Source organism: Cryobacterium sp. PH31-O1, from assembly GCF_030063455.1.
Lineage (GTDB): Bacteria > Actinomycetota > Actinomycetes > Actinomycetales > Microbacteriaceae > Cryobacterium.
Genome location: NZ_JASITB010000001.1, coordinates 101,105 through 122,525, shown reverse-complemented (window position 1 = coordinate 122,525; position 21,421 = coordinate 101,105). Strand labels below are relative to the sequence as shown.

Here is a 21,421-nt window from a genome sequence, read left to right as displayed (position 1 = left end):
CTCCCTCTCACTCACTGGTGCGGGTCATCGTCAATATCGGGCTCGATAGCGCCCAAGATTAGTGAAGGTGGGGATCACCAATTTGAGCGCCACGGCAGGACTTAAGGGTAATACTGACCCTATTCTCGATGACGATGATAAGGGGCCTAAACCTGCTCGCCGCTCCCGTTCCGCCCCGCAGGCGAGGGCCCGTCACCGACCAGTGACGGGCCCGCTTCGCGCCGCCTACTTCGCTAGGAACGCGAGCACGTGCCGGTTCCATTCCTCCCTGTGCGAAACGATGAGACCGTGCGGGGCATCCTCAATCAACACGAGTTCGCTGCCGGTGATGGCCTCATGAGTGCGCTTGCCGCTGACCTCAAACGGTACGATCGTGTCGGAATCGCCGTGAATCACCAGGGTCGGCACCGTAATTTTCGTCAGGTCGTCGCGAAAGTCCGTCGTCGCGAATGCGGTCGTGCAGTCGATCGTGCCTTTCGGTGACGCCCGCAGAGCGATATCGAGGTTGTAGGCAATCTGTTCGTCGCTGACCTTGGGCTTGTTGATCAGCGACGGCTGACCGGCGGTGAAGAACATTTGGAGAAATTCGTGCAGGAATGCCGGCCGGTCGCCGGTCAATCCGTCCTGGAACCAGTGGGCCAGTCCCTCGTCGACACCGCCGCCGGGATTGTCATCCGACTTCCAGAGGTACGGCGTCACTGCGCTGGCGAACACGAGCTTCGCCACGCGGTCGGTGCCGTAGGTGCCGACGTATCGGGCGAGCTCGCCGCCGCCCATCGAGAATCCGATCAGGGTGACCTCTCTCAGGTCGAGGGTGTCGAGTACGGTATTCAGATCGGCGGCGAACGTGTCATAGTCGTACCCGTTCCAGGGCTGTGACGAATGGCCGAACCCGCGACGGTCATAGGTGATCACCCGGCAGCCAGCGTCAACCAGCGCCGGGACCTGCCCCTCCCACGACCGGCCGCTGAGGGGCCAGCCATGAATCAACACGACGGGCTTACCGGCTCCGACGTCGTCGTAGTGCAATTCAACGCTCGGATTATTCTGGTTCGAAACGGTGATGATGGGCATGTTCTCTCCTTCTAATCTGGATGGACTCTTGAACGTATTCGGGATCGTCGTGTGACGTAATCGCGGTTACCTAGGAGAAGGCTGAGTCCTGCCTGGGGTCACGCCGCCCCCGTGTCAACTCGATTTCTTAGATTGCCCTGAGATATGAGGGGACATGCTGGGGAGATGAGCACAGGACTGCGACCAGATGGTGCTGATTACGCGACGTTCTAAAGGATCGTTTCGGTTTCTGTTGGTCGTTTTGATATCAACGCGCGGCGCTACCGTCGTGATGCTCGTGCACCGACAACGTCCACCATCGTTCGACGCCAGAACGCTCGCTCGTAGTTCCATCAGCGTTCGTCCGCGGCGCATGTGCGTTCGGGCCGCCCGCTCCCTGCCAGATTGACAATCTTTCCGTCCCCCGTCATCGTCGGCCGTCGAGGTTCCTCTGAATTTCACTCAATCCGAACCGACCCGAAAAAATTTCGGGAGGGACGGTAGTTCTGCCAAGTACTAAAGAGACATTCAGAATTGTCCGCTGGACGTGCGATACCCTACGGTTAGTGGCCCATTCTTGGGCTGAAGCAGAGGGAGGTGACATGAGACTGGTTCGTAAGCCACGACGGGCTGCGGCATCCGTTTCTGTGTCCCCTTTGATTTCCCTGTTGGCTCTTGTCGCACTACTTTTTGCAGTTTTCGCCATTCATTCAGAAGCCACCGGACATGCCATGCATGACCCCGTTCACTCATCGTTGACGGTGGCGGGCGCACAGGATCCCGTCGTGGTTACGACCGCAATGGTGACAGCCCCCGTCGTCGCGGTCACCTCCTCCGGAACCATGAGCGGCATGCTGCTCGACTGTGCTCTGCTCGCTTTGACCTGCGTTCTCTTGCTCACTCTGGTGGTCATGGTTTTTTTGACACGCTTGCCCGCTGTGTATCAGCGGTTGCTCGACGCTGGTGGCATCATCCTGGGCAAAGTGCGCGCCAGCGCATTCCCAATTCACCGTCCCAGCCTCACCGTTCTCTCCATTAGTCGCATTTAGACCTCGATGCGGTTCCGTGGCCAGTACGTGGCCTCGGAATTTTGCCGCGCCCTCGGCTACTCGGTTTCTAATACTGAACAATGAATGGATGAACAATGCTCAAATCACGAGCAATTCTTTGTGTCGTGCTCTGTGGATAGCCTCGGTCACGTCGCCACCGCACCACACGACCCCGGTGAGCGGACGCTACTATCTCGTCGGGACATTCGTGCGCTGGAGACCAGACTGCGGGAGGAACGCTCGGCTAAATTTGCCGCACCGTCGAAGCGAAGAAATCCTCGACCCGCGTCTTTACGGCAGCGAGCTGCGAGCGGCAGTGGCATAGCGCTGGTCGCTCTCTTTGCAATAAGCACATCTTTACCCGCACTGGCCATCGACTCAAAAACGCCGGAAACCTCGGCGACGAGCGCCCCGAAAAAGAACGACCTCCAAAGCATCAGTGCCGCCGGAACAACAACCCTGCCTATCGAACGTGACGGGTTTGCGATAACGGACGCACCGGCTCCTGCCTCGTACACCGACATTGCCAGCACTGGGGAATGGGCCAGCTTGAGCGCGGGCCAGCTCAGCGATCAAGGTTGGGCGCTCCCGGTGCTCGGCCGAATATCGAGCCCTTTCGGCTCCCGACCCAACAAACCCGTCGACGGTGTGGGTGACTTCCACAGCGGCACTGACATAGCCGCTCCGTGCGGCCGGCCAGTCTTTGCCGCGACCGACGGAAAAGTCGTCGACTCCGGATATCAGGGCTCCTACGGCAACTGGGTGCTGATCGACCACGGAGACGGTGTCGAGACCGGATACGCCCACAACAGTGAGCTCCTGGTCGACGCCGGGCAGCTGGTCGTGGCCGGTGAAATTATTGCCGTGGTGGGTTCGACGGGTGCGTCGAGCGGCTGCCACGTGCACTATGAGACGCGGGTCGACGGTGAACGCATCGACGCGGAACAATTCATGAGCGCGCGGGGGGTCTCTCTTGACTAGGAGCAGTAGCAAAGCTCGCATTGCGACTGCGACTGCGAGAGCGCGTTCGACGGTGCGACCTTGCGGGTGACTAATCTTCAGGCCCAAGCTGATGAGGCCGTTTCCGCTGCCGCCGCATCCACTGCCGCTGCAGTCAATCCGCAACCCTTCATGAACGACCGAGGAGTCACTCTTGGCTAAATTCCTCCGGCGACGCCGCATATTTGCGTTGGCTCTTCCGCTCGTTGGCGCTATGGCGCTTTCTGGTTGCTCAGCCACCGCCCCGGACACGGCCGCTGAGTCATCCGCTGCCGCCCCGGTGGCGAACGCGTTTCAGCACGTGCATGGTCTCGGTGCCGATCCCCTCACTGGTGAAACCTATGTCGCCACTCACCGGGGGGTGTGGCTCCTGCCGACCGGCATTTTGCCAGATAGCTATCTCGCTGGGGCACCACGATCCGACACGACCCAGCCCGTGCAAATCGCCAGCCGGGCACAGGACACGATGGGCTTCACTGTGGCCGCACCGGGCCAGTTGCTGGCGTCAGGGCACCCGGATCCGACTGAACCCAGCGAGCTGGCGCTACCCAATCTGGGACTGATTTCCAGCACGGACGGCGCGTCGACATGGTCGGTACTGTCCCTGGCGGGAAAAACCGATTTTCACGATTTGGATGCTGTCCCCCTCAACGACGGCACCCTGCGGGTTTATGGGTACGACGCGGCAGACAGCTCCATCTCCGTGAGCGATGACTCCGGCATCACCTGGTCGTCAGGTGCGGTCATCGCGCTTCGCGATCTGAGCGCGGACCCCTCGAACGCTGACCGCCTCTATGCGACAACGGCCTCGGGTCTCATGCTCAGTAACGATGCCGGCCAAACGTTCGCGCCGCTCGTGGGAGCTCCGGCACTGCTCTTAGTGGATGTCCGCGGCGCGCCCGCAAACGGAAACGTGATGGGAATCGATCCCGCTGGCGGGATCTGGCGGCAGGACGCCGAAAAGTGGACACAGACCGGAACGACCGGTCGCGTGCCCGAAGCGTTCATTGTGGTCGACGGCGCCTCACCGTGGATCCTCGTGGCAGACGCCGCCGGTATTACTGCCAGCGACGACAACGGCGCCACGTGGACCGCGCTGGTTTCTCTGAGCGATTGACCGGCCGAGCAGAGCCCCAACCGCCCATGCACCACCACGCTCACCGGCCTTTCGGCCGACTTTTGCTCTACATATCTAGGGAATTTCGATGAATTCATCTGTCACACGTCGCACCTTCCTCGGCGCGTCCTTCGCTACCGCTGCGACTGCAGCACTGGCGTCTTGTTCCACGTCAACGGCGCCCTCAACATCACCGCTCAAACGCATCTTGCCCACAGACAGACTGATCTCGCAATACGAAAGCGCTCGCCCGTCAACCGGAAACACGGTTACGCAGCAGTTGACCGCCGGCGTATTCGACACCGCGGTCGCGGGCATCGCCCTCAGCACGTGGGGATATAACGGAGCACTCAACGGCCCCGTCATCCGCGCACGGACCGGAGATACACTAAATATTCCGGTCACCAATTTGCTCGCCGAACCAACAAGCGTGCACTGGCACGGTCTGGCTCTGCGCAATGATGCCGACGGCGTACCTGATATTACCCAGCCGGCGATCGCCGCTGGTGATAATTTCGACTACCGGTTCCGACTCAACCAACCCGGCACCTACTGGTATCACTCACACGTGGATATGCAGCGCGAACGCGGCCTCTCCGGCGCTCTGATCATTGAAGACCCACGCGAGCCCCTGCTCTATGACCAAGAATGGGTCATCATGCTCGACGACTGGCTCGATGGAATCACCGGCACACCCAACGAGGCACTCGACGAACTATCCATGGGCATGGACATGTCTGGAATGAATATGCCGATGACACACATGCTGATGGGCGCTAGCAGCACCTATCTCGGCGGCGATGCCGGAGATGTACGCATGCCCGCCCACCTATTCAACGGCAAAGCTGCTGAGGATGCCGAGGTACTGCAAAGCAGCGCGGGCAACCGCATTCGCCTCCGGATCATTAACGCCGCAGGCGACACCGCCTACCGGGTCGGAGTACCTGGACAAAAGATCACCCTGACGCACACGGACGGGTTCCCGGTGCAGCATATCGACGTCGACGCAGTGGTTGTCGGCATGGGCGAACGCATTGATGCGATCCTCACCGTCCCGGATGGCTACACACCGCTCCTTGCCCTTCCCGAAGGAAAGGTTGGTCGTGCCTACGGCCTCATCAGCACCGGTAGTGGCACCGCCCCCGTTGCCGCCGCACTCCCAACATCTTTGGATGGCGTCGTCAGCGACGGAGGCCGTCTCAAAGCCGACGAATCCGTTCTGCTCACCGCTAAGACGCCCGACCGGGTCCACACCATGCGCTTGACCGGAAGCATGGGAAAGTACAACTGGAGCATTAACGAGCGGCGCTTCGACATGAAGAAACCATTTGCAGGTGCTTTTGACATCAAGGTCGGTGAACGCGTGAAGATCAAGATGGTCAATGACACCGCCATGTGGCACCCCATGCACCTGCACGGACACAGCTTTCAACTGAACGGCAACGGAGCACGCAAAGATACCGTTATCGTGCGTCCGAAAGAAACCGTCACGATGCAATTCGACGCCGACAACCCTGGACAGTGGATCGCCCACTGCCACAATGCGTACCACGCCGAACAAGGCATGCTGGGCCTGTTTTCCTACGTGCGGTAATGCGCCGACCCACATGCTCCGTTTTGCATCCTCTGCGCATACGCTGCGCACCTAAATCCCAGCCAAAAATATACCCCTAGCGGTATCATGAATACATACCGAACTACGAAAGGAATCGTCTGATGATGTGGGGCAATTCAACTATGGGGTGGTCGTGGGGATTCGGACTGCTGGCTTTGGTCGGCGTCGCCATTGTCATCTATGTTGTCGTTCGGCTAGTTTCTAAAAATGGAGGCGGCGAATCCTCATTACCGTCGGGGGTGAGGCCTGAAGCCGATGCTGCGCGCAAAATCCTCGACGAGCGTTTCGCGCGGGGCGAGATCACAGCAGAGCAATACCGCGAACAAATACGGGTACTCGGCGACGAAAGATGATGGTCGACATCAGCCGTCGGAACGCTCTGATTCTTGGCGCTGTTGGAGTGGGTGGCGTAGCCATCGGCTCAACGGGTTTAATCGTCAGTCAAAGCACCGGCTCGACGTCTTCATCAGGGTTTACGACCGGAAATGCCCTCGCTCTGCCACCTGAATTGCGCAGCACCAAAGGCGTTCTCACGGTCGCACTAGAGTCGTCGGCGCAGAAAATAACCGTTGCTGGCCGGGAAGTGCGTGCGCTGAGCTACAACGGGGGCCTACCGGGCCCCACCCTGCGCGTTCGAGCAGGCGACATCCTTAACGTCAGCCTGCACAATGCTCTGACCGACCCCAGCAACCTGCACGTGCACGGTCTGCATGTCTCGCCGCAAAATAATAGCGACAACATGTTCGTCACGATCGACGCTGGTGACACCTTCGAGTACCGCTATGAGCTGCCAGCTGACCACCCACCGGGCGTGTACTGGTATCACCCGCACCACCATGAACTCGTCGCCGACCAGGTCTTCGGCGGCCTCTATGGCGCCATTATCGTGGAGGATCCCGAGGAGATCGCCGCCACTCGAGAGCGCGTGCTCGTGATCTCTGACATCACCATCACGGCGTCTGGCACCGTACCTGCGGCTACTCAGATGGAAAAAATGGCGGGCCGCGAGGGCGAGCTCGTTCTCGTGAATGGACAGCTGACCCCAGAACTGACCGCGCGCCCGGGCGAACGGGAGCGCTGGCGCGTCATTAACGCCTGCACGTCTCGATACCTTCGGCTGCAACTTGACGGACAGCAACTCACCCTCCTCGGAATCGACTCGGGACGGTTTGAAACCGCGCGCGACGTAGGCGAGGTCGTTTTGGCACCGGGCAATCGCGCCGACCTTCTCGTGACGGCCCAAAGCGGCACATCGATCCTGCGCGCTGTGCGCTTTGACCGGGGCAGCTCGGGCGGGATGATGGGTGGCGGCGGCTCGTCCACTTCCGCCGATGTCTCGCTCGCCACCCTCGTCGTCGAAGGCGCTAGCACCGAGGGCCTGCCCGACGTCCCTGTGCAGCCCCTCCCCCGTGACCTGCGGTCGGCGACCGTCACCGCTCAACGTGAGCTGGTATTCGCGATGGGCATGGGCGGCGGCATGGGTGGCGGCACGATGTCAGCCACGATAAACAACCTCACCTTTGATGCTGCGCGAGTTGATACGACGGTGCAATTTGACAGCGTTGAAGAGTGGATGCTGACCAATACCAGCATGCTTGACCATCCCTTGCATCTGCATGTTTGGCCGATGCAGGTCGTTGAGCTAGGCGGCCAACCAGCGGAGTCTGTGATCTGGCAGGATGTCGTGAACATACCGGCGCGCAGCACCGTGCGAGTTCGAATCGCGTTCAATGATTTCAGTGGAAAAACCGTATATCACTGCCATATCCTTGATCATGAAGACGCCGGCATGATGGGTATCATTCAGGCGCTTTAGTACTACCCAGCCAGTCATAAATATGGTGCGATCATCCGGTTGCGGGAATCGGCATGGGAAGAGTTCACCCCATTCCGGTCCTACGACCCCGAGATCCGCCAAGTAATCTGCTCCACCAAAGCGATCGAGTCGCTCAACGCCCGATACGGGGCACGAGGAACATCGGTACGAAAAGTCACGCTAACGTCGGACCGGGTCCGATCTGAGCGAGCTCTGGTGGCGTCCAGGGGCCACCTCACGAAACGCAATAACACGCTAAGAGTCTTGGGGTCTGAGTAGTAATGGAACGAAAACGTCCGCTAAGGGGTCGGTCGTTCCGCCTTGGCTGTTCGGACCGTGCAGCGGGCGGAGTTCCATTACTACTCAGACCCCACGGCCCCTCGGCTCCACGGCCGATTCGACATATGACCAAGAGTAACTTGGCTGTCGCAGGTCTTGATGACGCCTGCCATCACTCGACTGACGGCAACGTTGCGCCTGCACGGATTTCGTATACGTCTTCGTGATATGTGGATCGTTTCTCGATAAATCGGTCGATATCCGTCCGTTCGCCAAACTCTTGACCCCTCCCGAAACGAAGCCACCAGCCGGTCTCATGTCGGCCAATTCGAGAGATGACAAGCAGCACCGGCCGGACATCAAACGACTCAAAAAAGTCGCGAAGTTTGGGATCACCTTCCAACACTTCGACAGTAACGTCGCCGGGGGTGAGTGACACAAGCCAGAATCCGATGTATTCAATCTCACAGAAGACCCCGGATTTGGTCCCTTCCAACGTCCACGTCCCACCACTTGAGCTCTCCCTGAAACCAATCTCACGCACCGAGTTCGCCATGGCCGGGAGAAGATTCTGGCGGAGCGCGCCGAGGCGCGACTGCGCAGCTACCATTGCTATCGAGGCCTCCACGGTTGATTTGACCCGTGAACGAACAGTCGATTCGTGTGGGATCCCGGACCCGATGTGAGCTGCCGCGGGGGGTTCTTACCTGCGGATGACGTTGACTGCCATCGGTTGATCAGCTTTCGAACCCCGATCAGGTAGTGCCAATCGGTGAGTTGAGGAGAGACCAAAAGTTTCGCCGCCAGACCTCGTCCGAGTATGAATCCTGCCGAAGAAAACGCACCGACCACTCATTCACGCATTCGGCGAACTCAGCGTCCGCCAGCTGAGACCCGCCCGCGTCCGGGCGACGGAACCAACGCCAGGGAGTCCGCCAGGAGAGGAGAAAATACCAAGTTTCCTCGTGTGGCATCACCCACATGTAGCGACCGGCGAAATCGCCTGTTGTCACGACTCCAAGAAGCGGGTGGCCCGAAGAAATACTTCCTCGTGCCGGAATACGTACCAACGAACGCGTAATCGACTCCTCCCAAGACACGGGTTCATCCAGTCGCGAAGGACGTCTTAGCTGCGCCCATGTTCCGATAGCTGCAGTGACGAATACACAAGTCGCCCAGAACCAGTCCTGCAGTAAAAGCAAACCGACGAAAATTGCCAGAGCTGCAAACCACGCAAGAGGCAACCCTCGATGGCGCGCTCGTCTCAGGAAGTCCTTCACTAGTTCATACCCCTGCCCAAGCGCTTGGCGAGACCGTGCACATACCGAGTCGATTCCACTGCCCCGTACTCCCTTTCCGCCACATGAAACGGACGCACAACACTTCGATTGAAGCGCCCGAAACTCTGCTTGATTTGTCGCCGAATTGGGGCGTTCTGGAGCTTGTTGCCGCGAACCCAAGTCGGATATCTCTTGAGTATTACGATCTTGGCAATTTTGGCCCCGTAGGTGAGGGCCTTGCCTGCTCCGAAAGTTGCGGCGCTTGCGATGTCACCCCATCCGTTTTGTCCATTGGCTAGTTTGTATATGCCTCGCCCGAGGGAGATCCCTGCCGACAAGCCTGCGCAGATGGCACAACCAAATAGCGCAGCCATTCCCAGAATCCCCGCCGCATTGTCTAAGGCATCGCCCCAGGCGATTCTCGCCTCACCGGTGAGGTCGAATTGGTTGATGGGGTCGTTCGGGTAGACGTAATCGTTCTCGACGCCGCCTTCGACGGGGTCGACTTCGAGGAAGCGTCCGAGGGCTGCGATGTATTGTCTGGCGCCCATTTCGGTGGTGGCGATGGAGCCTTGGTGCTCGTAGAGTCGGTCGTGTTGGCCGAGCCAGCCGTAGTCGGCGGATCCGGGGAGGTTATCGGGGGTAGTGTCGTCGGCGGTGAGGGTACCGATGTTTCCGGTGACGGGGTCGATGGGTTGGCCGAAGGGGTCGTAGCTGTTGAGGGTTCCGGTGCCGTTGCCGGTCATGATGTTGTCGCCGTGCAGGTTGGGGTAGAACCAGGCTTGTGAGCCGGCTGCGTTCACTTGGACGCTGGCGCCGCCGGGTAGGGCGATGGTGCGTTGGATGTGCACGCCGGCGCTGTCGAGGACGCCGTACGGGCTGTCGGATTCGTTGGTGTAGGTGTAGCGGATGGTGCTGGCGGGGCCGCCGGGTGGGGTGCTGGTGCGTTGTGCGATGCGGCCGGTGACGTCGCGCAGGTAACTGATGGTCGTGTTGTCGGTCAGCGTTGTCGCGAGGTGCTGGTCGGCGACGTCGTAGCTGAGTGTCTGGTCGGCGAGGGTGACGGTGTTGCCGTGGCTGTCGTATTTGAGGGTGTTGGCGGTGAGGTTGTTGGCGACGACTGGATTTGACCCGGCCTGGGCGTTAGCTGTTGTTGTGCTGATGAGTCGGTCGGCCGCGTCGTAGCAGTAGGCGACGGTGGCTGGGGTGCCGGCGTCTTTCACGTCGGATGTTCCGGTGCGGTTGCCGTTTCGTCCGGCGGCGGTGCTGGTGCTGCATCCGCCGGTGCCGACGTAGGCGTAGCTCAGGGTGTGGCGGGGGATGACGGCGGTGACGAGGCGTCCGCCCGCGTCGTCGCTGTAGGACGAGGAAGCGACGGTACTGCCACGCGTGAGCGTGTCGGTGAGGATCCGACCGGATTGTGCGCGTACGACCTGATCGATGATCGACGCGGCGGCGGGGAACGCCCAGGTGATTCCCGTCGTGCGACATCGAGGTCGCGAGCGCGGTCATGTTCGTCTCGAACTTGTCGGTGATTCCCGGGAATCGCCACGATCTTCACCAGACCCGGAGGATGCGCCCGTTGAAGACGCCCTGACTAATGGTTCTCAAGCCAGTTCTGAGCTCGCTGATCGCCTAAGGCTGCCGCCCGACGAATCCATTTCCGCGCCGACTTGCGCTTACCAGATTCCCATCGCAATACACCGAGGTTCAAGGCTGCGTGCGCGTCGCCCAGCGCGAAGCCACGGCGGAACAGCTCCTCTGCGGTCTCTGTATTGCCGATGCGAGAAAGGTGATTTCCAAGGACAATTACGCTGTCGACTTCGTCCGCGGCGACGCCCGCCCGAAGAGTCTCTTCGCCCTCATCGATTCGCCCGGTCTCGATCTGGAGTAACGCCAGATCCGCTCGTGCCGACGGGTAAGCGGTTGCCCCTCTTCGTAGGAGTTCTTCATCGCTGTTCGGACCAGGCCAGCGCATATCGCCCAAGATCCCCGAGGCGAGGTCACCGATCGGGCCAGGGTCTGACATTGCTTGGGACAACAGGCCCTCAGCTTCGGAAATTCGACCGTCGGCTCGAAGGTACATCGCCACCTGCACTTGGGCCTTCGCATAGTTTTGTTCGACCAGGGCAGCTAAGATCTCCCGCGCGCGCAGGACTTCGCCTTCGGACTCGAGAAGTTGCGCCAGGTTGAAGCCGGCATCTTCATCTCCGGCCGTCCAGGCCTGCTCGAACGCCCCTCGCGCCGCACTCTCATCGCCAAGTGCGAGGTAACTATTGCCGAGATCAAGCCCAACCCAGGCTTCGCCTCGTTCGATTGCCGATTGGAAGAGTTTAATCGCCTCCGAGTGCCGACCGGCCTCCGCAAGGTCGCAACCTTTAGCGATCAGGTCATTAACTCTCTCAGTGCTCACGGTGCCTACCTAAGTTTCGGTTTCGAGTGGCGTTTGTTGGGGTTTGCGGGGATTCTCTGCGCGCCCGAATGCCCGCGCGCATTTTCGTGGTTTTCAGGTGGCTTTCCTGCCTTGTCGTTCCCGTGTCCAATTCTGTCGGCGTTCTTCGCTTGAGCCCTCTTTTTATGTGCAAATTGGACGGTCTTGCCGCGTTGAGGGACGGCAACCGACTTATGGACTCTTGCATGTCGTGATTTCTCGTAGACAAGCGATCCGAGGTATACGGCACCGACAACGACCACGGCGGCGAGCACGACCCAACCGACGGGATTCCAGGCGTCGGCTGCACCGAACGCCAGCATTCCAAGTAGTACGGCGGCCATGTTGCCGTCGAGGTCGAATTGGTTGATTGGGTCGGTGGGGTATACATAGTCGTTGTCGACGCCGCCTTCGACGGGGTCGGTTTCGAGGAAGTGTCCGAGTGCTGCGATGTATTGGCGGGCGCCCATTTCGGTGGTGGCGATGGTTCCTTGGTGTTCGTAGAGTCGGTCGTGTTGGCCGAGCCAGCCGTAGTCGACTGTGCCGGGGAGGTTGTCGGGGGTGGTGTCGTCGGCGGTGAGGGTGCCGATGTTTCCGGTGGCGGGGTCGATGGGTTGGCCGAAGGGGTCGTAGCTGTTGAGGGTTCCGGTGCCGTTGCCGGTCATGATGTTGTCGCCGTGCAGGTTGGGGTAGAACCAGGTTTGTGAGCCGGCTGCGTTCACTTGGACGCTGGTGCCGCCGGGTAGGGCGATGGTGCGTTGGATGTGCACGCTGGCGCTGTCGAGGACGCCGTAGGGGCTGTCGGATTCATTCGTGTAGGTGTAGCGGATGGTGCTGGCGGGGCCGCCGGGTGGGGTGCTGGTGCGTTGGGCGATGCGGCCGGTGACGTCGCGCAGGTAACTGATGGTCGTGTTGTCGGTCAGCGTTGTCGCGAGGTGCTGGTCGGCGACGTCGTAGCTGAGTGTCTGGTCGGCGAGGGTGACGGTGTTGCCGTGGCTGTCGTATTTGAGGGTGTTGGCGGTGAGGTTGTTGGCGACGACTGGATTTGACCCGGCCTGGGCGTTGGCCGTTGTTGTGCTGATGAGCCGGTCGGCCGCGTCGTAGCAGTAGGCGACGGTGGCCGGGGTGCCGGCGTCTTTCACGTCGGATGCTGCGGTGCGGTTGCCGTTTCGTCCGGCGGCGGTGCTGGTGCTGCATCCGCCGGTGCCGACGTAGGCGTAGCTCAGGGTGTGGCGGGGGATGACGGCGGTGACGAGGCGTCCGCCCGCGTCGTAGCTGTAGGACGAGGAAGCGACGGTACTGCCACGCGTGAGCGTGTCGGTGAGGATCCGACCGGATTGTGCGCGCACGACCTGGTCGACGATCGACGCTGCGACGGGGAACGCCAAGGTGATGCCCGTCGTTCGTCCGGCCTGGTCGCGGACGATCCCGGAGAGGGAGCTGCCGTTTCCGCTGTTGCCGGTCCCGGTCGGATACAGCACGGAGTCGAGCATCCCGTTGACATAGTTGAGGTCGGCGATGGGTTTGGTGGCGTCTTTGACGATGTCGAGTTGTCCGTCGAGGGTGTAACTGAATTGTTGTGCCTTGGCGGCAGCGCCGGGGGTGATGGTGGAGATGGACAGGACCCGGCCGGTGAGGTTTTCGTAAGTGGTGGTGGCGATGGTGCCCCAGACGTCTGTGTAGGTGACGGTGCGGCCGAGGAGGTCGGTTGTGGTGGTGACGCGTCCGTTGGTGGGTGAGCCGGTAACGCCGTCGTCTTGGTCCCAGCTGGTCAGCGGGTCACCACCGGGGGTTCCGTTGCTCGTGTAGGAGAAGGTTGATGTGCGTGCCGCAGCGGTGCCGTAGGCGGGGTAGGTGACTTGATTGGTGCGGCCGCGCGCGTCGAACGTCGTGCACGTCCACGCCGAATCCCCCGAGCGTTTCGTACCCACGGCACGCCCGAGGAGGTCGTAGGCATACGTCGTGACAATCGCGGAGCCCACGGCCGGGGTGGGCCCGGTATCCGTGCGGAGGAACCCGGACTGCGACGTATTGGCCGGAAGGCCGCAAACGGGGCCGGTGCCGTTGGCGGCTTCAAACGTTTCTGCGTCACCGTAGTAGGCGAACGTGGTCCCGGCCACAGCTGCGGTGGCGCCGGTGGCGACTGCGGCGGGCAGTCTTTTGCTGGTGCGGCGCAGGTAACCGCTGCCGAGGGCTTCAAAGGTGGTTTCGGTGCGCAGGTTCAGCCCGGCCGGGTCGACGATCGTCGCGGTCGCTTCACCCAGCCACGGGTTGGCATACTCGGCTGCGGTGGCCAGGTCGGGGACCTGTGTATCGGATACTCCGGCGACGCCGACGGGCGCCGCATCGTCGGTGAGGGTGGCGGTGGCCAGTCCGTAGTCGGGGGTGAGGGCGCTGCCGGGAATCAGCTGGGTGGTTCCGCCCGGGAGGACCCAGTGCAGTTCCAGTCTGGCCGCGCCGGTCAGGTCGAAGTACTCCACGCGGATGCGTGACTGTTGCCCGGCCGTGCGGGTGACGGCGAGGTTGTTCGGTGACCAGTGTTCGGCGCTGGGGACCCAGTCGTTGACGAGGAGGACATCATCGATCCATACTTTGGTGCCGTCGTCGGCGAAGGTTTTGAAGGTGAAGGTTCCCGCGGCGGGGAAGGTGACCAATCCGGTCAGGCGCAGCGACCAGTTGTCGGCTGGAATACCGGTCGTCGGTGCGGCAGCGGCCCAGTTCTGGGACACCGCGCCGCCCGCTGTTCCGATTCCGAGGCCGAACGCGGTGGGGGTGGCGGTGAGGGACGCGTTGGGGAAGTACTGGGCGTTCAGCCCGACCAGGCCCTGGTCGTAACTGGTCGCTGAGTGCGCCGGAACGATCGGGCACGAAGCCACGGGGCGCCGGTCAGGCCCGAAGCAACTCGTCGGTGCCGGGCCGTAACTGTCGGTGGCACGGTCTTGACCGTTGTAGAGGGTGGTGGACATTCGCCCCTGGGCGTCCGTCGCCGACAGCGGCATGTCCTTCTCGTTCCACACCGCCAACACCGTCAAACCGCTCGCGCTCATGTCCGTCAGTTGCCGGTAGCCGCTGTCGAAGGTCACCGTCCGCGCGTGCCCATTTGACGGTGCGGTGGTCGGCACGACGATTCCGGCAACGTCGACATAACTGACGCCGGCACCGTAGGTGTAGGTCTTGGACGGGCGGGCACTGACGGTGACGCCGTCCGGCGCAGGCAGGGCGACGGTGACTGCGCGGCCTTGAGCGTCGTAGCCGATCGTTGTTACGACCGGGCCAGTGGGCACTCGGGTGGTGTCGGCGGCGAGCCAGTCGTTGGCGAGGGAGTCGCGGATGGTGGAGAGGCGACCGCTGGTGTAGCCGAAGTCGGTGAGTTCATCACCGGGATCTTTGATCCGCACCAGCAGGCCGGAGACGTCATAATACAGCTGCGTCGTGTCCGCGGCGCCCGCCACATGCCCCGGGTAGACGATCCGACACAGCGCACCGGCAGGCGGGGCCGCATACCCGGTGGGTACCGGACACGCCAAGCCCGTACCGTCGGAATCTGCCGATGTCAGACCGACGCTGGTGGCGGTATCGCCGGCGTAGGCGAAGACCACTTCACGGAGGAAGCTCGGCGGAGTCGTCGCCGGGACTACCGCGGAGAGCCGGTCGGAGACACGGTCGATCTGTCCCGTGCCGGGGCGATACGTGGAGACCGGGCTGGCCGGTTTCAGCGCGTCAGCCGGGGTGGTGGACGATTGCACCTTGCCTGGCGCGTTGAAGGAATAGACGGTGCCGTCGTCGGAGGTGAGGGTGACCTGACCGGTCGCGTCGAGCGCCAAAACACCGTATTCACCGACCGGGGGCGTGTAGCCGCCGGTAGATGCTTTGACATACGTGTGCACGCCGCCGCTGGCGTCGGTGAGGACCACGGACGCTTCCGTCACCTGCGCCAAAGCATAGGCACCGCCAGCGCCAGAGAGTGGGGTCGACACCGACCAGCCCACCGGGAGGGATTGCACGGCCTTGGTGAACCACCCGGCCGGGACGATGTACTCCACGCCGCCCGCGTCGCGCACCCACAGTTCGACGTTGGCGGGTCCGCCGTCATCGTAATAGTCCATCGAGAAGGCAACGGGAGTCTGAGCCAACGCGATCGGGGTTCCCCACGACACGGCAGACGTCCACCCGGACCACTGGTCAATCACCTGGGTGTTGTTGACGCGCAGGCGGGTTCCATTGTCGCGGGTCACCCCGAACGTGTAACTACCCGACGTTGGCGGGGTGACAAAGCCAGACCAGCGAGCCATGAAATTATCCCTCTTCAACGAGGGGCCGGGCGAATCAGCGCCCCATTGGAACGACACCTGCGAATCCGTGCGGACCAGCACCGGCGTCTTCCCGGTGAAATCGAACGACGGAGCCTGCCCGGCGGGCGGAGTGACGTCGTAATAGGAGCCGGTCAGGCCGGCATTGCTGGGCTGCTGCGAGTTGTAGCTGAACGACATCCCAATCGGACCGCCCACCGTACTCACGGTCGGCGACGTGAACCCCACGGCCACGTTGCCGTTGGCCAGGTTCACCGTCACCGGCCCGGCCGAGTCGGTCGGTGCCGGACCGGCGTCGCCGATACGCAGATTCACCTGGAGACGGTTCCGCCACGACGCATCCAGCTGGTCGAAACCATCGTCGGTAAGCACCACCCAGGTGTAGGCCCCGCCGTCTTGCAGGGTCCCGGCGGGGACCGTCCACGTGGGAGTCGTCAACCAGCCCGAGTTGATCAGGGCGCCGGTCTTACCGTCGGATCCGCTCGCGATGCGGACCTGATATTTCACCGGATGCCCATTCACGTCCGTCACCGGAGCGGCGGTGAATGTCGGCGTCAACGTCCTCGAGACGCTCTGATCGGCCGGTGCGGCCGTGGCCTGCGGAGGCGTCGGCGCGGGCGTGTTCGTGACGAAGGACCACGTGGCGGAGCCACGCACGGTGGACGTCCCGTAGACGGTGTCGTAGCCGTCACGCACGTACCCCTTCCAGTCGTCTTCGTCGGCTAGCCCCACGGGATATCTCTTAGCGCCTGTTGGACCGCCGGTTCCATGGCGCAGCATTGTTCATTCGTTGTCGTCCTTTTCGCTGGCGTCGGGGTCGCGCAGTTCGCGCAGGGCGCCGAGGAGTTCGGGTATGACGAAGGAGTATTTTCCGTGGACGTCCAGGTGGCGGCGGATGAATGGCGACAGTCGGGCTGCGTCGTCGTCCAGGACCGGGTATCCCTGTGCGAGTAGCTGGTCTAGGGCGGCGTTGAGGTAGGACGTGTTCCACAGGACTACGCAGTTCAGGACAAGGCCCAGGGCTCCGAGCTGGTCTTCCATCCCGGTTTGGTAGCGCTGGTAGAGCTGGCCTTTCTTGCCGTGGAAGATCTTCTCCGCGAGGGCGTGGCGCCCTTCTTGCAGGTTCCGGATGCCCTTGATGTCGCGGCGGTAGACCTCGTCGTCGAGGTACGTCAGGACGTGCAGGGACTTGAAGATCCGCCCGTACGCGGCGATCGCGTCTCCCAGCGGGGTGGGTGACCCGTCGCGTTGCAGCATCTTGACCATGTCGTAGGCCCGCACCGTGCCGGTGTAGATGGACCCGACGACTCGCAGGATGCCGGGCCAGTGCCGGCGGACCTTGGCCAGGTCGATCTTCCCGCGGGCCGCGGTGTTCAGAGGCCCGTAGTCGGCGTCGGTGCTGATCCGCCACAGTTTCTGGTCCGGCAGATCGGCCAGCGCGGGCCGGTACTGCTTGCCGAGCAGGTGGACGAGGCCGAAGGTCAGGTCGGAGTAAGACCCGGTGTCGGTCACGAATACCTCCGGGGTCGGCCCGCCGTCCTGGCCGAAGAACACGTCGATCGCGTGGAGGGAGTCCTTGGGGGTGCCCGCGACAACTTTGGAGCCCAGCCCCGCGGCCTGGTTGTTGATCATGTTCAGCCAGGTCATGCCGCGCTTGGGCCCGAAGTACTTGCGGTTCGGGCGAGCAAACAGGGACGGGACCGGAACGACGAACCGCATCCCGTCCACCGCCGCGACGAGCCCGCCACCCAGCGCGGTCGCGAACGGAATCCTCGCCTGAGCCCCGATGAGCGTGGCGTTGGCCGCCGCGTACGTCTGGGCGCGCAGGTAGTTCTGGTCGACGTGGCTGATCCGGTCCCGTTCCAGGCTCTCGATGCCCTTCTTGGTGATCGGGGTGAACCCGATGTTCAAGGAGTGCGCGGTCAGCGCCGCGGCGATCGTGACCCGCAGGTCCTTCAGCCGGGACGTGCCCCCGGACAGGGCGGTGAAGGCTTCTTCGAACCCGGGCTCCCAGCCCATGACCTCCAAGATCAGCTCGGGGAGCTCCACCAGGGGCATCATCGCGGCGGTGCGCCTACGCAGGTCGACCAGGCTCGGTGGCTCAGGGACAGCTTTGAGGCTCGCGACATGCAGCTTGCCCTGATGATCGACGCTCGCCGCGGTGTTGGTCACCAGACGCCCGCCGACCTGCCGGTAGGCCTCGTCCAGCTCACGGGCGTGCCCAGCGAGGAGCGCGTCGGGGTTATCGGGCAGGCCCAGGGCTATCAGGACCGTGTCCTTGACGCCCACCCACTCGGCCCCGGCGAGCAGGTCCGCCTGCGGGTCGCGCCACCGGTCGGACGCGGCGGCGTACACGTCACGCCGCCGCAGGTGGTGGTGGAACTGCTCGAGGACACAGAACACATACGCGGACCTGTCGATACTCCCGTCCGGTATCGGGGACTCCCCAAACACCAACCGCTTCCACGGACCCGTCACTACACCAGCATGGATGTCGTTCACGGTCGGCTTCTTGCGACTGCTCAGCAGGGCAGGTAAGTCGCCCAACGCGTCGAGTACGGCGACGGCCTCCGGGTTCGCACCGAACGTTATGACGTCGGGAAGGATCTTCAGGAAGCCGCTGACCGTCACGATCCGCCCGGTCAGATCCTTGCGCCAGTCGCTGAAGTCGACAGCGTCCGGGGGCGGCAGCATCTCGGTGACCGTGGCCAGCGCCGCGCGCAGCTGGGGCCTGGAGACGATCGCGTCGATCGCCGCCCAGATGTCTCGCAGGTCCATGTGTTCATTGCCTGCGGTGGCCTCGAACAGGACACCCATCGCGGCTGCCAGCTGGGCGGACGCCTTAGCGAGCTGCGGATGACGGCGGACCGTGGCCTTATCCGCTTCCCGCTTTGCCTTGCCCACGAGCTCGGTGCTCAGCAGCAGATCGAGCAGGTCCAGGGCGTCGTCGGTTGCCGTGGCCTCCAGGTGCACGACTGTGGCCAACAGGGTCGCGATCTTGCGGGGCTCCGGGTGACGTTCCAACGCGGTGGCCTTACCCGCCATCCCGTAGCGGGCCAGCTCGACCAGACGCCGGCGAGGCACCACTCCCTCCACGCCCAGGCCCGAGAATCCGAGGCCCCTGATCTGGGCGACCCGGTCCAACGCCTTGATCATCGATGGGCCCGACGCCCGCGAGGGACCCTGGCGCCACCGCTCCAGGTCCGAGACCCGTGCCCCGGCCGGAACCACCAACAACGACCCCAACATCCGCCGCTGCTCCTCGGTCGTCAGGCAGGACAGGGTGTCCCACAAGCGTGCAGTAGCCGCGTCACGGACCCGGGCTACCAGCCGGGTCAGGGTACTGACCCCGGGCAACAGCACTTCGTGCTCACGCAGCCACACCGTAGCGTCTGTGAAAATGGCCTTCGGCCCATCGCCCGTAGTCCACGCCCGGGCGTCCACCCACGCCTCCAGTTCAGCCTCGGCCGATCCGAAATTCCTCAGCCCGTTGGCGGTCTTGATCTCCTCCGCGTGCTCGAACCGGGTCGAGCGCCGCTCCAGGTACTGCTTCACACAGGACGGGTCCGAGATCCCCAACTGATCCGCGAGGTAGTCCACGACCATCGTGGGCACGTCCAACGGATCAGCCAGGAACGTCCCCACATACCGGACCGTGGTCAGCAACAAGCTGAAGCCCAGCCGATTGTGGTCCCCACGGCGCACCCCGACGAGCGCCTGATCCACGTCATCGAGGAAAAACATCCGCTCCAGATCAGCACGGGACGGCACACCATCGAACCGGCCGAACCTGGCCGCTTCTACGTCGGTCAAGAAGTCAACAGGCACAACCACAACCTACGTCCAATCGCCGATCACTGATCACCACGTCTGTACTGGGCGCACCAGAGCTCGCTCAGATCGGGCCCGGCCGGGCGTTAGCGTGACTTTTCGTTCCAATGTTCCTCGTGCCCCGATACCGGCGGGCGGTGCGAGCTCGAGAACATTTCCCCACCGAGCGAGCCGCTCTAAAATGCTTGTATCTAGTCACTCGCAGTCTCGACCCCACTGGGGTTGGCCGACTGCGATGGACGATGCGGTGGAAGCCAACTCTCAACGCCTTCGCCATCACCTTCCGAGACCGCTGGGCGAAAGCAGAATCCTACTAATGAAAACCGGCGGGAACACCGTTAACGAGACACTCCCGATCATCTGAACACCATCGGCGTTGAACGATTTAAACCGGCGTGGCCTAGATATCGCGCCACCGCCCACCGGTTTCTCGGAATCTGCCCGAGAACTGCATGATCACTTTCAGGAAAGAAGACAAATTATGGTTGGTTCAACATCACTACCGAAGACCATGCGTGCGAGCGTTCTCCTACGACAGAAATCGCTGACGGTCGAGGAGCGTGCCGTACCCGTGGCGGGTGTTGGTGAAGTGCTCGTCAAAGTTGCCGCTGTGGGGGTGTGCGGTTCTGACGTGCACTACTACCGAGAAGGACACATCGGCGATTTCATTGTCGATTCCCCCCTAGTTCTCGGTCATGAGCTCAGTGGCATCATCGTGGCCGTAGGTTCTGATGTCGACGCGGTAAGAGTCGGCGAGCGAGTCGCCATTGAGCCGCAGCGGCCCTGTCGAACGTGCCGGGAATGTCGTGCCGGCCGGTACAACCTGTGCCCAGACATGAAGTTCTACGCGACTCCGCCCATTGACGGTGCCTTCTGCGGGTATGTGACCATTCAGGCCGAGTTCGCCCATCCCATCCCTGATTGCGTGTCGTTTGAAGCCGCAGCCTTGCTCGAGCCACTCTCGGTTGCGATTGCCAGCATTCGGAAAGCCCAGATCGCTCCCGGATCATCGATTCTCATCGCTGGCGCCGGTCCGATCGGCATCATTACCGCGCAGACGGCCCGGGCCTTCGGTGCGAGTGAAATCATCGTCTCTGACCTGATCAGTGCCAAACGGGATCGTGCACTGCAGTATGGTGCGACCAGGGTTATCGACCCAGTCGCTAGCGACCCGGCCACCCTCAACCTCGACGTCAACGCCTTCATCGACGCAAGCGGCTCGGCGCGGGCCGTCGACAGCGGCATCCGCTCGGTGCGGCCAGCGGGCATCGTGGTGTTGGTGGGGCTCGGAAATCCCGAAATGGTGCTGCCTGTCTCCCACATTCAGAACCTGGAGATCACGGTCACCGGCATCTTCCGTTACGTCGATACCTGGCCCACGGCTATTCACCTGGTTGCGTCGGGGCAGGTCGACCTCGACTCCCTCGTGACCGGGCGATTCGATCTCGACCACGTACAGGAAGCCCTAGAGAGCGATCAGTCAGAAGATAGCCTCAAATCCATCGTGTACCCGAATTAGAACCGCAGCCGTCGCGAAAAAGGCCGCGGCGCGCGGGCATGATTTCGTCACCATTGAGGCCGATATCACCGACGACGATCAGGTCACAACAATGACCGAGGAAGCAATAAGTGGCCTCGGAA

The 21,421-nt window shown here is 62.3% G+C and carries 13 protein-coding genes and 2 pseudogenes; 9 read left to right on the top strand and 6 right to left on the bottom strand.

The features are described 5' to 3' along the window. Window positions 1–225: 225 nt before the first annotated feature. Entirely contained in the window at window positions 226–1,074 is an 849-nt protein-coding gene (locus QMK31_RS00635; RefSeq protein ID WP_283499035.1) for an alpha/beta fold hydrolase, read from the bottom strand. Window positions 1,075–1,838: 764 nt separating this feature from the next. Between QMK31_RS00635 and QMK31_RS00630 the strand changes: the two genes are divergently transcribed. The 7 genes and pseudogenes from QMK31_RS00630 to QMK31_RS00600 all read left to right on the top strand — a co-directional run. Then, a complete protein-coding gene (locus tag QMK31_RS00630) occupies window positions 1,839–2,102 on the top strand; it encodes a hypothetical protein (protein WP_283499034.1) in 264 nt (87 codons plus the stop codon). A gap of 549 nt (window positions 2,103–2,651) precedes the next feature. Continuing rightward, window positions 2,652–3,083: a M23 family metallopeptidase gene (locus QMK31_RS00625; protein ID WP_283499033.1), complete on the top strand. Its 432-nt coding sequence runs from the start codon at window positions 2,652–2,654 to the stop codon at window positions 3,081–3,083. Window positions 3,084–3,255: 172 nt separating this feature from the next. Then, entirely contained in the window at window positions 3,256–4,218 is a 963-nt protein-coding gene (locus QMK31_RS00620; protein WP_283499032.1) for a F510_1955 family glycosylhydrolase, read from the top strand. An 88-nt stretch (window positions 4,219–4,306) separates the two neighbouring features. After that, window positions 4,307–5,812 (top strand): multicopper oxidase family protein, encoded by a 1,506-nt coding sequence (locus QMK31_RS00615; RefSeq protein ID WP_283499031.1) that lies wholly within the window; start codon window positions 4,307–4,309, stop codon window positions 5,810–5,812. A 122-nt stretch (window positions 5,813–5,934) separates the two neighbouring features. Continuing rightward, window positions 5,935–6,186 (top strand): SHOCT domain-containing protein, encoded by a 252-nt coding sequence (locus QMK31_RS00610; RefSeq protein WP_283499030.1) that lies wholly within the window; start codon window positions 5,935–5,937, stop codon window positions 6,184–6,186. Further along, entirely contained in the window at window positions 6,183–7,649 is a 1,467-nt protein-coding gene (locus QMK31_RS00605; RefSeq protein WP_349361535.1) for a multicopper oxidase family protein, read from the top strand. Before QMK31_RS00610 ends, QMK31_RS00605 begins: the two co-directional genes overlap by 4 nt. Window positions 7,650–7,667: 18 nt before the next feature. Next, window positions 7,668–7,928, top strand: a pseudogene (locus tag QMK31_RS00600) (transposase); the annotation flags it as partial. A gap of 172 nt (window positions 7,929–8,100) precedes the next feature. Here the strand turns inward: QMK31_RS00600 and QMK31_RS00595 are convergent. From QMK31_RS00595 to QMK31_RS00575, 5 genes are all read right to left on the bottom strand, one after another. Continuing rightward, complete coding sequence (locus tag QMK31_RS00595) at window positions 8,101–8,538, bottom strand: hypothetical protein (protein ID WP_283499029.1); 438 nt, start codon at window positions 8,536–8,538, stop codon at window positions 8,101–8,103. Window positions 8,539–9,207: 669 nt separating this feature from the next. After that, the gene (locus tag QMK31_RS00590; protein ID WP_283499028.1) at window positions 9,208–10,431 is read right to left on the bottom strand and encodes an RHS repeat-associated core domain-containing protein; all 1,224 of its coding nucleotides are present in this window, start codon (window positions 10,429–10,431) and stop codon (window positions 9,208–9,210) included. A 374-nt stretch (window positions 10,432–10,805) separates the two neighbouring features. Continuing rightward, window positions 10,806–11,621 carry a tetratricopeptide repeat protein gene (locus tag QMK31_RS00585; RefSeq protein ID WP_283499027.1) on the bottom strand — a complete coding sequence of 272 codons (816 nt, stop codon included), beginning with the start codon at window positions 11,619–11,621 and terminating at the stop codon, window positions 10,806–10,808. Window positions 11,622–11,626: 5 nt separating this feature from the next. Beyond that, window positions 11,627–16,681 (bottom strand): PA14 domain-containing protein, encoded by a 5,055-nt coding sequence (locus tag QMK31_RS00580; RefSeq protein ID WP_283499026.1) that lies wholly within the window; start codon window positions 16,679–16,681, stop codon window positions 11,627–11,629. Between the two features lie 51 nt (window positions 16,682–16,732). Then, on the bottom strand, window positions 16,733–19,777 hold the full coding sequence (locus tag QMK31_RS00575) for a Tn3 family transposase (protein WP_283499025.1): 3,045 nt from the start codon (window positions 19,775–19,777) through the stop codon (window positions 16,733–16,735). Between the two features lie 125 nt (window positions 19,778–19,902). On the opposite strand from QMK31_RS00575, the pseudogene QMK31_RS00570 reads away from it, so the two are divergent. Both QMK31_RS00570 and QMK31_RS00565 read left to right on the top strand, forming a co-directional pair. Further along, window positions 19,903–20,097, top strand: a pseudogene (locus QMK31_RS00570) (IS256 family transposase); the annotation flags it as partial. 164 nt (window positions 20,098–20,261) lie between these two features. Continuing rightward, entirely contained in the window at window positions 20,262–21,299 is a 1,038-nt protein-coding gene (locus tag QMK31_RS00565) for an NAD(P)-dependent alcohol dehydrogenase (protein ID WP_283499024.1), read from the top strand. Window positions 21,300–21,421 lie beyond the last annotated feature (122 nt).

Coding starts and splice junctions, on each gene's coding strand:
- QMK31_RS00595 (WP_283499029.1), bottom strand. CDS start 8,538: ATGGTAGCTGCGCAGTCGCGCCTCGGCGCGCTCCGCCAGAATCTTCTC.
- QMK31_RS00615 (WP_283499031.1), top strand. CDS start 4,307: ATGAATTCATCTGTCACACGTCGCACCTTCCTCGGCGCGTCCTTCGCT.
- QMK31_RS00565 (WP_283499024.1), top strand. CDS start 20,262: ATGGTTGGTTCAACATCACTACCGAAGACCATGCGTGCGAGCGTTCTC.
- QMK31_RS00605 (WP_349361535.1), top strand. CDS start 6,183: ATGATGGTCGACATCAGCCGTCGGAACGCTCTGATTCTTGGCGCTGTT.
- QMK31_RS00610 (WP_283499030.1), top strand. CDS start 5,935: ATGATGTGGGGCAATTCAACTATGGGGTGGTCGTGGGGATTCGGACTG.
- QMK31_RS00635 (WP_283499035.1), bottom strand. CDS start 1,074: ATGCCCATCATCACCGTTTCGAACCAGAATAATCCGAGCGTTGAATTG.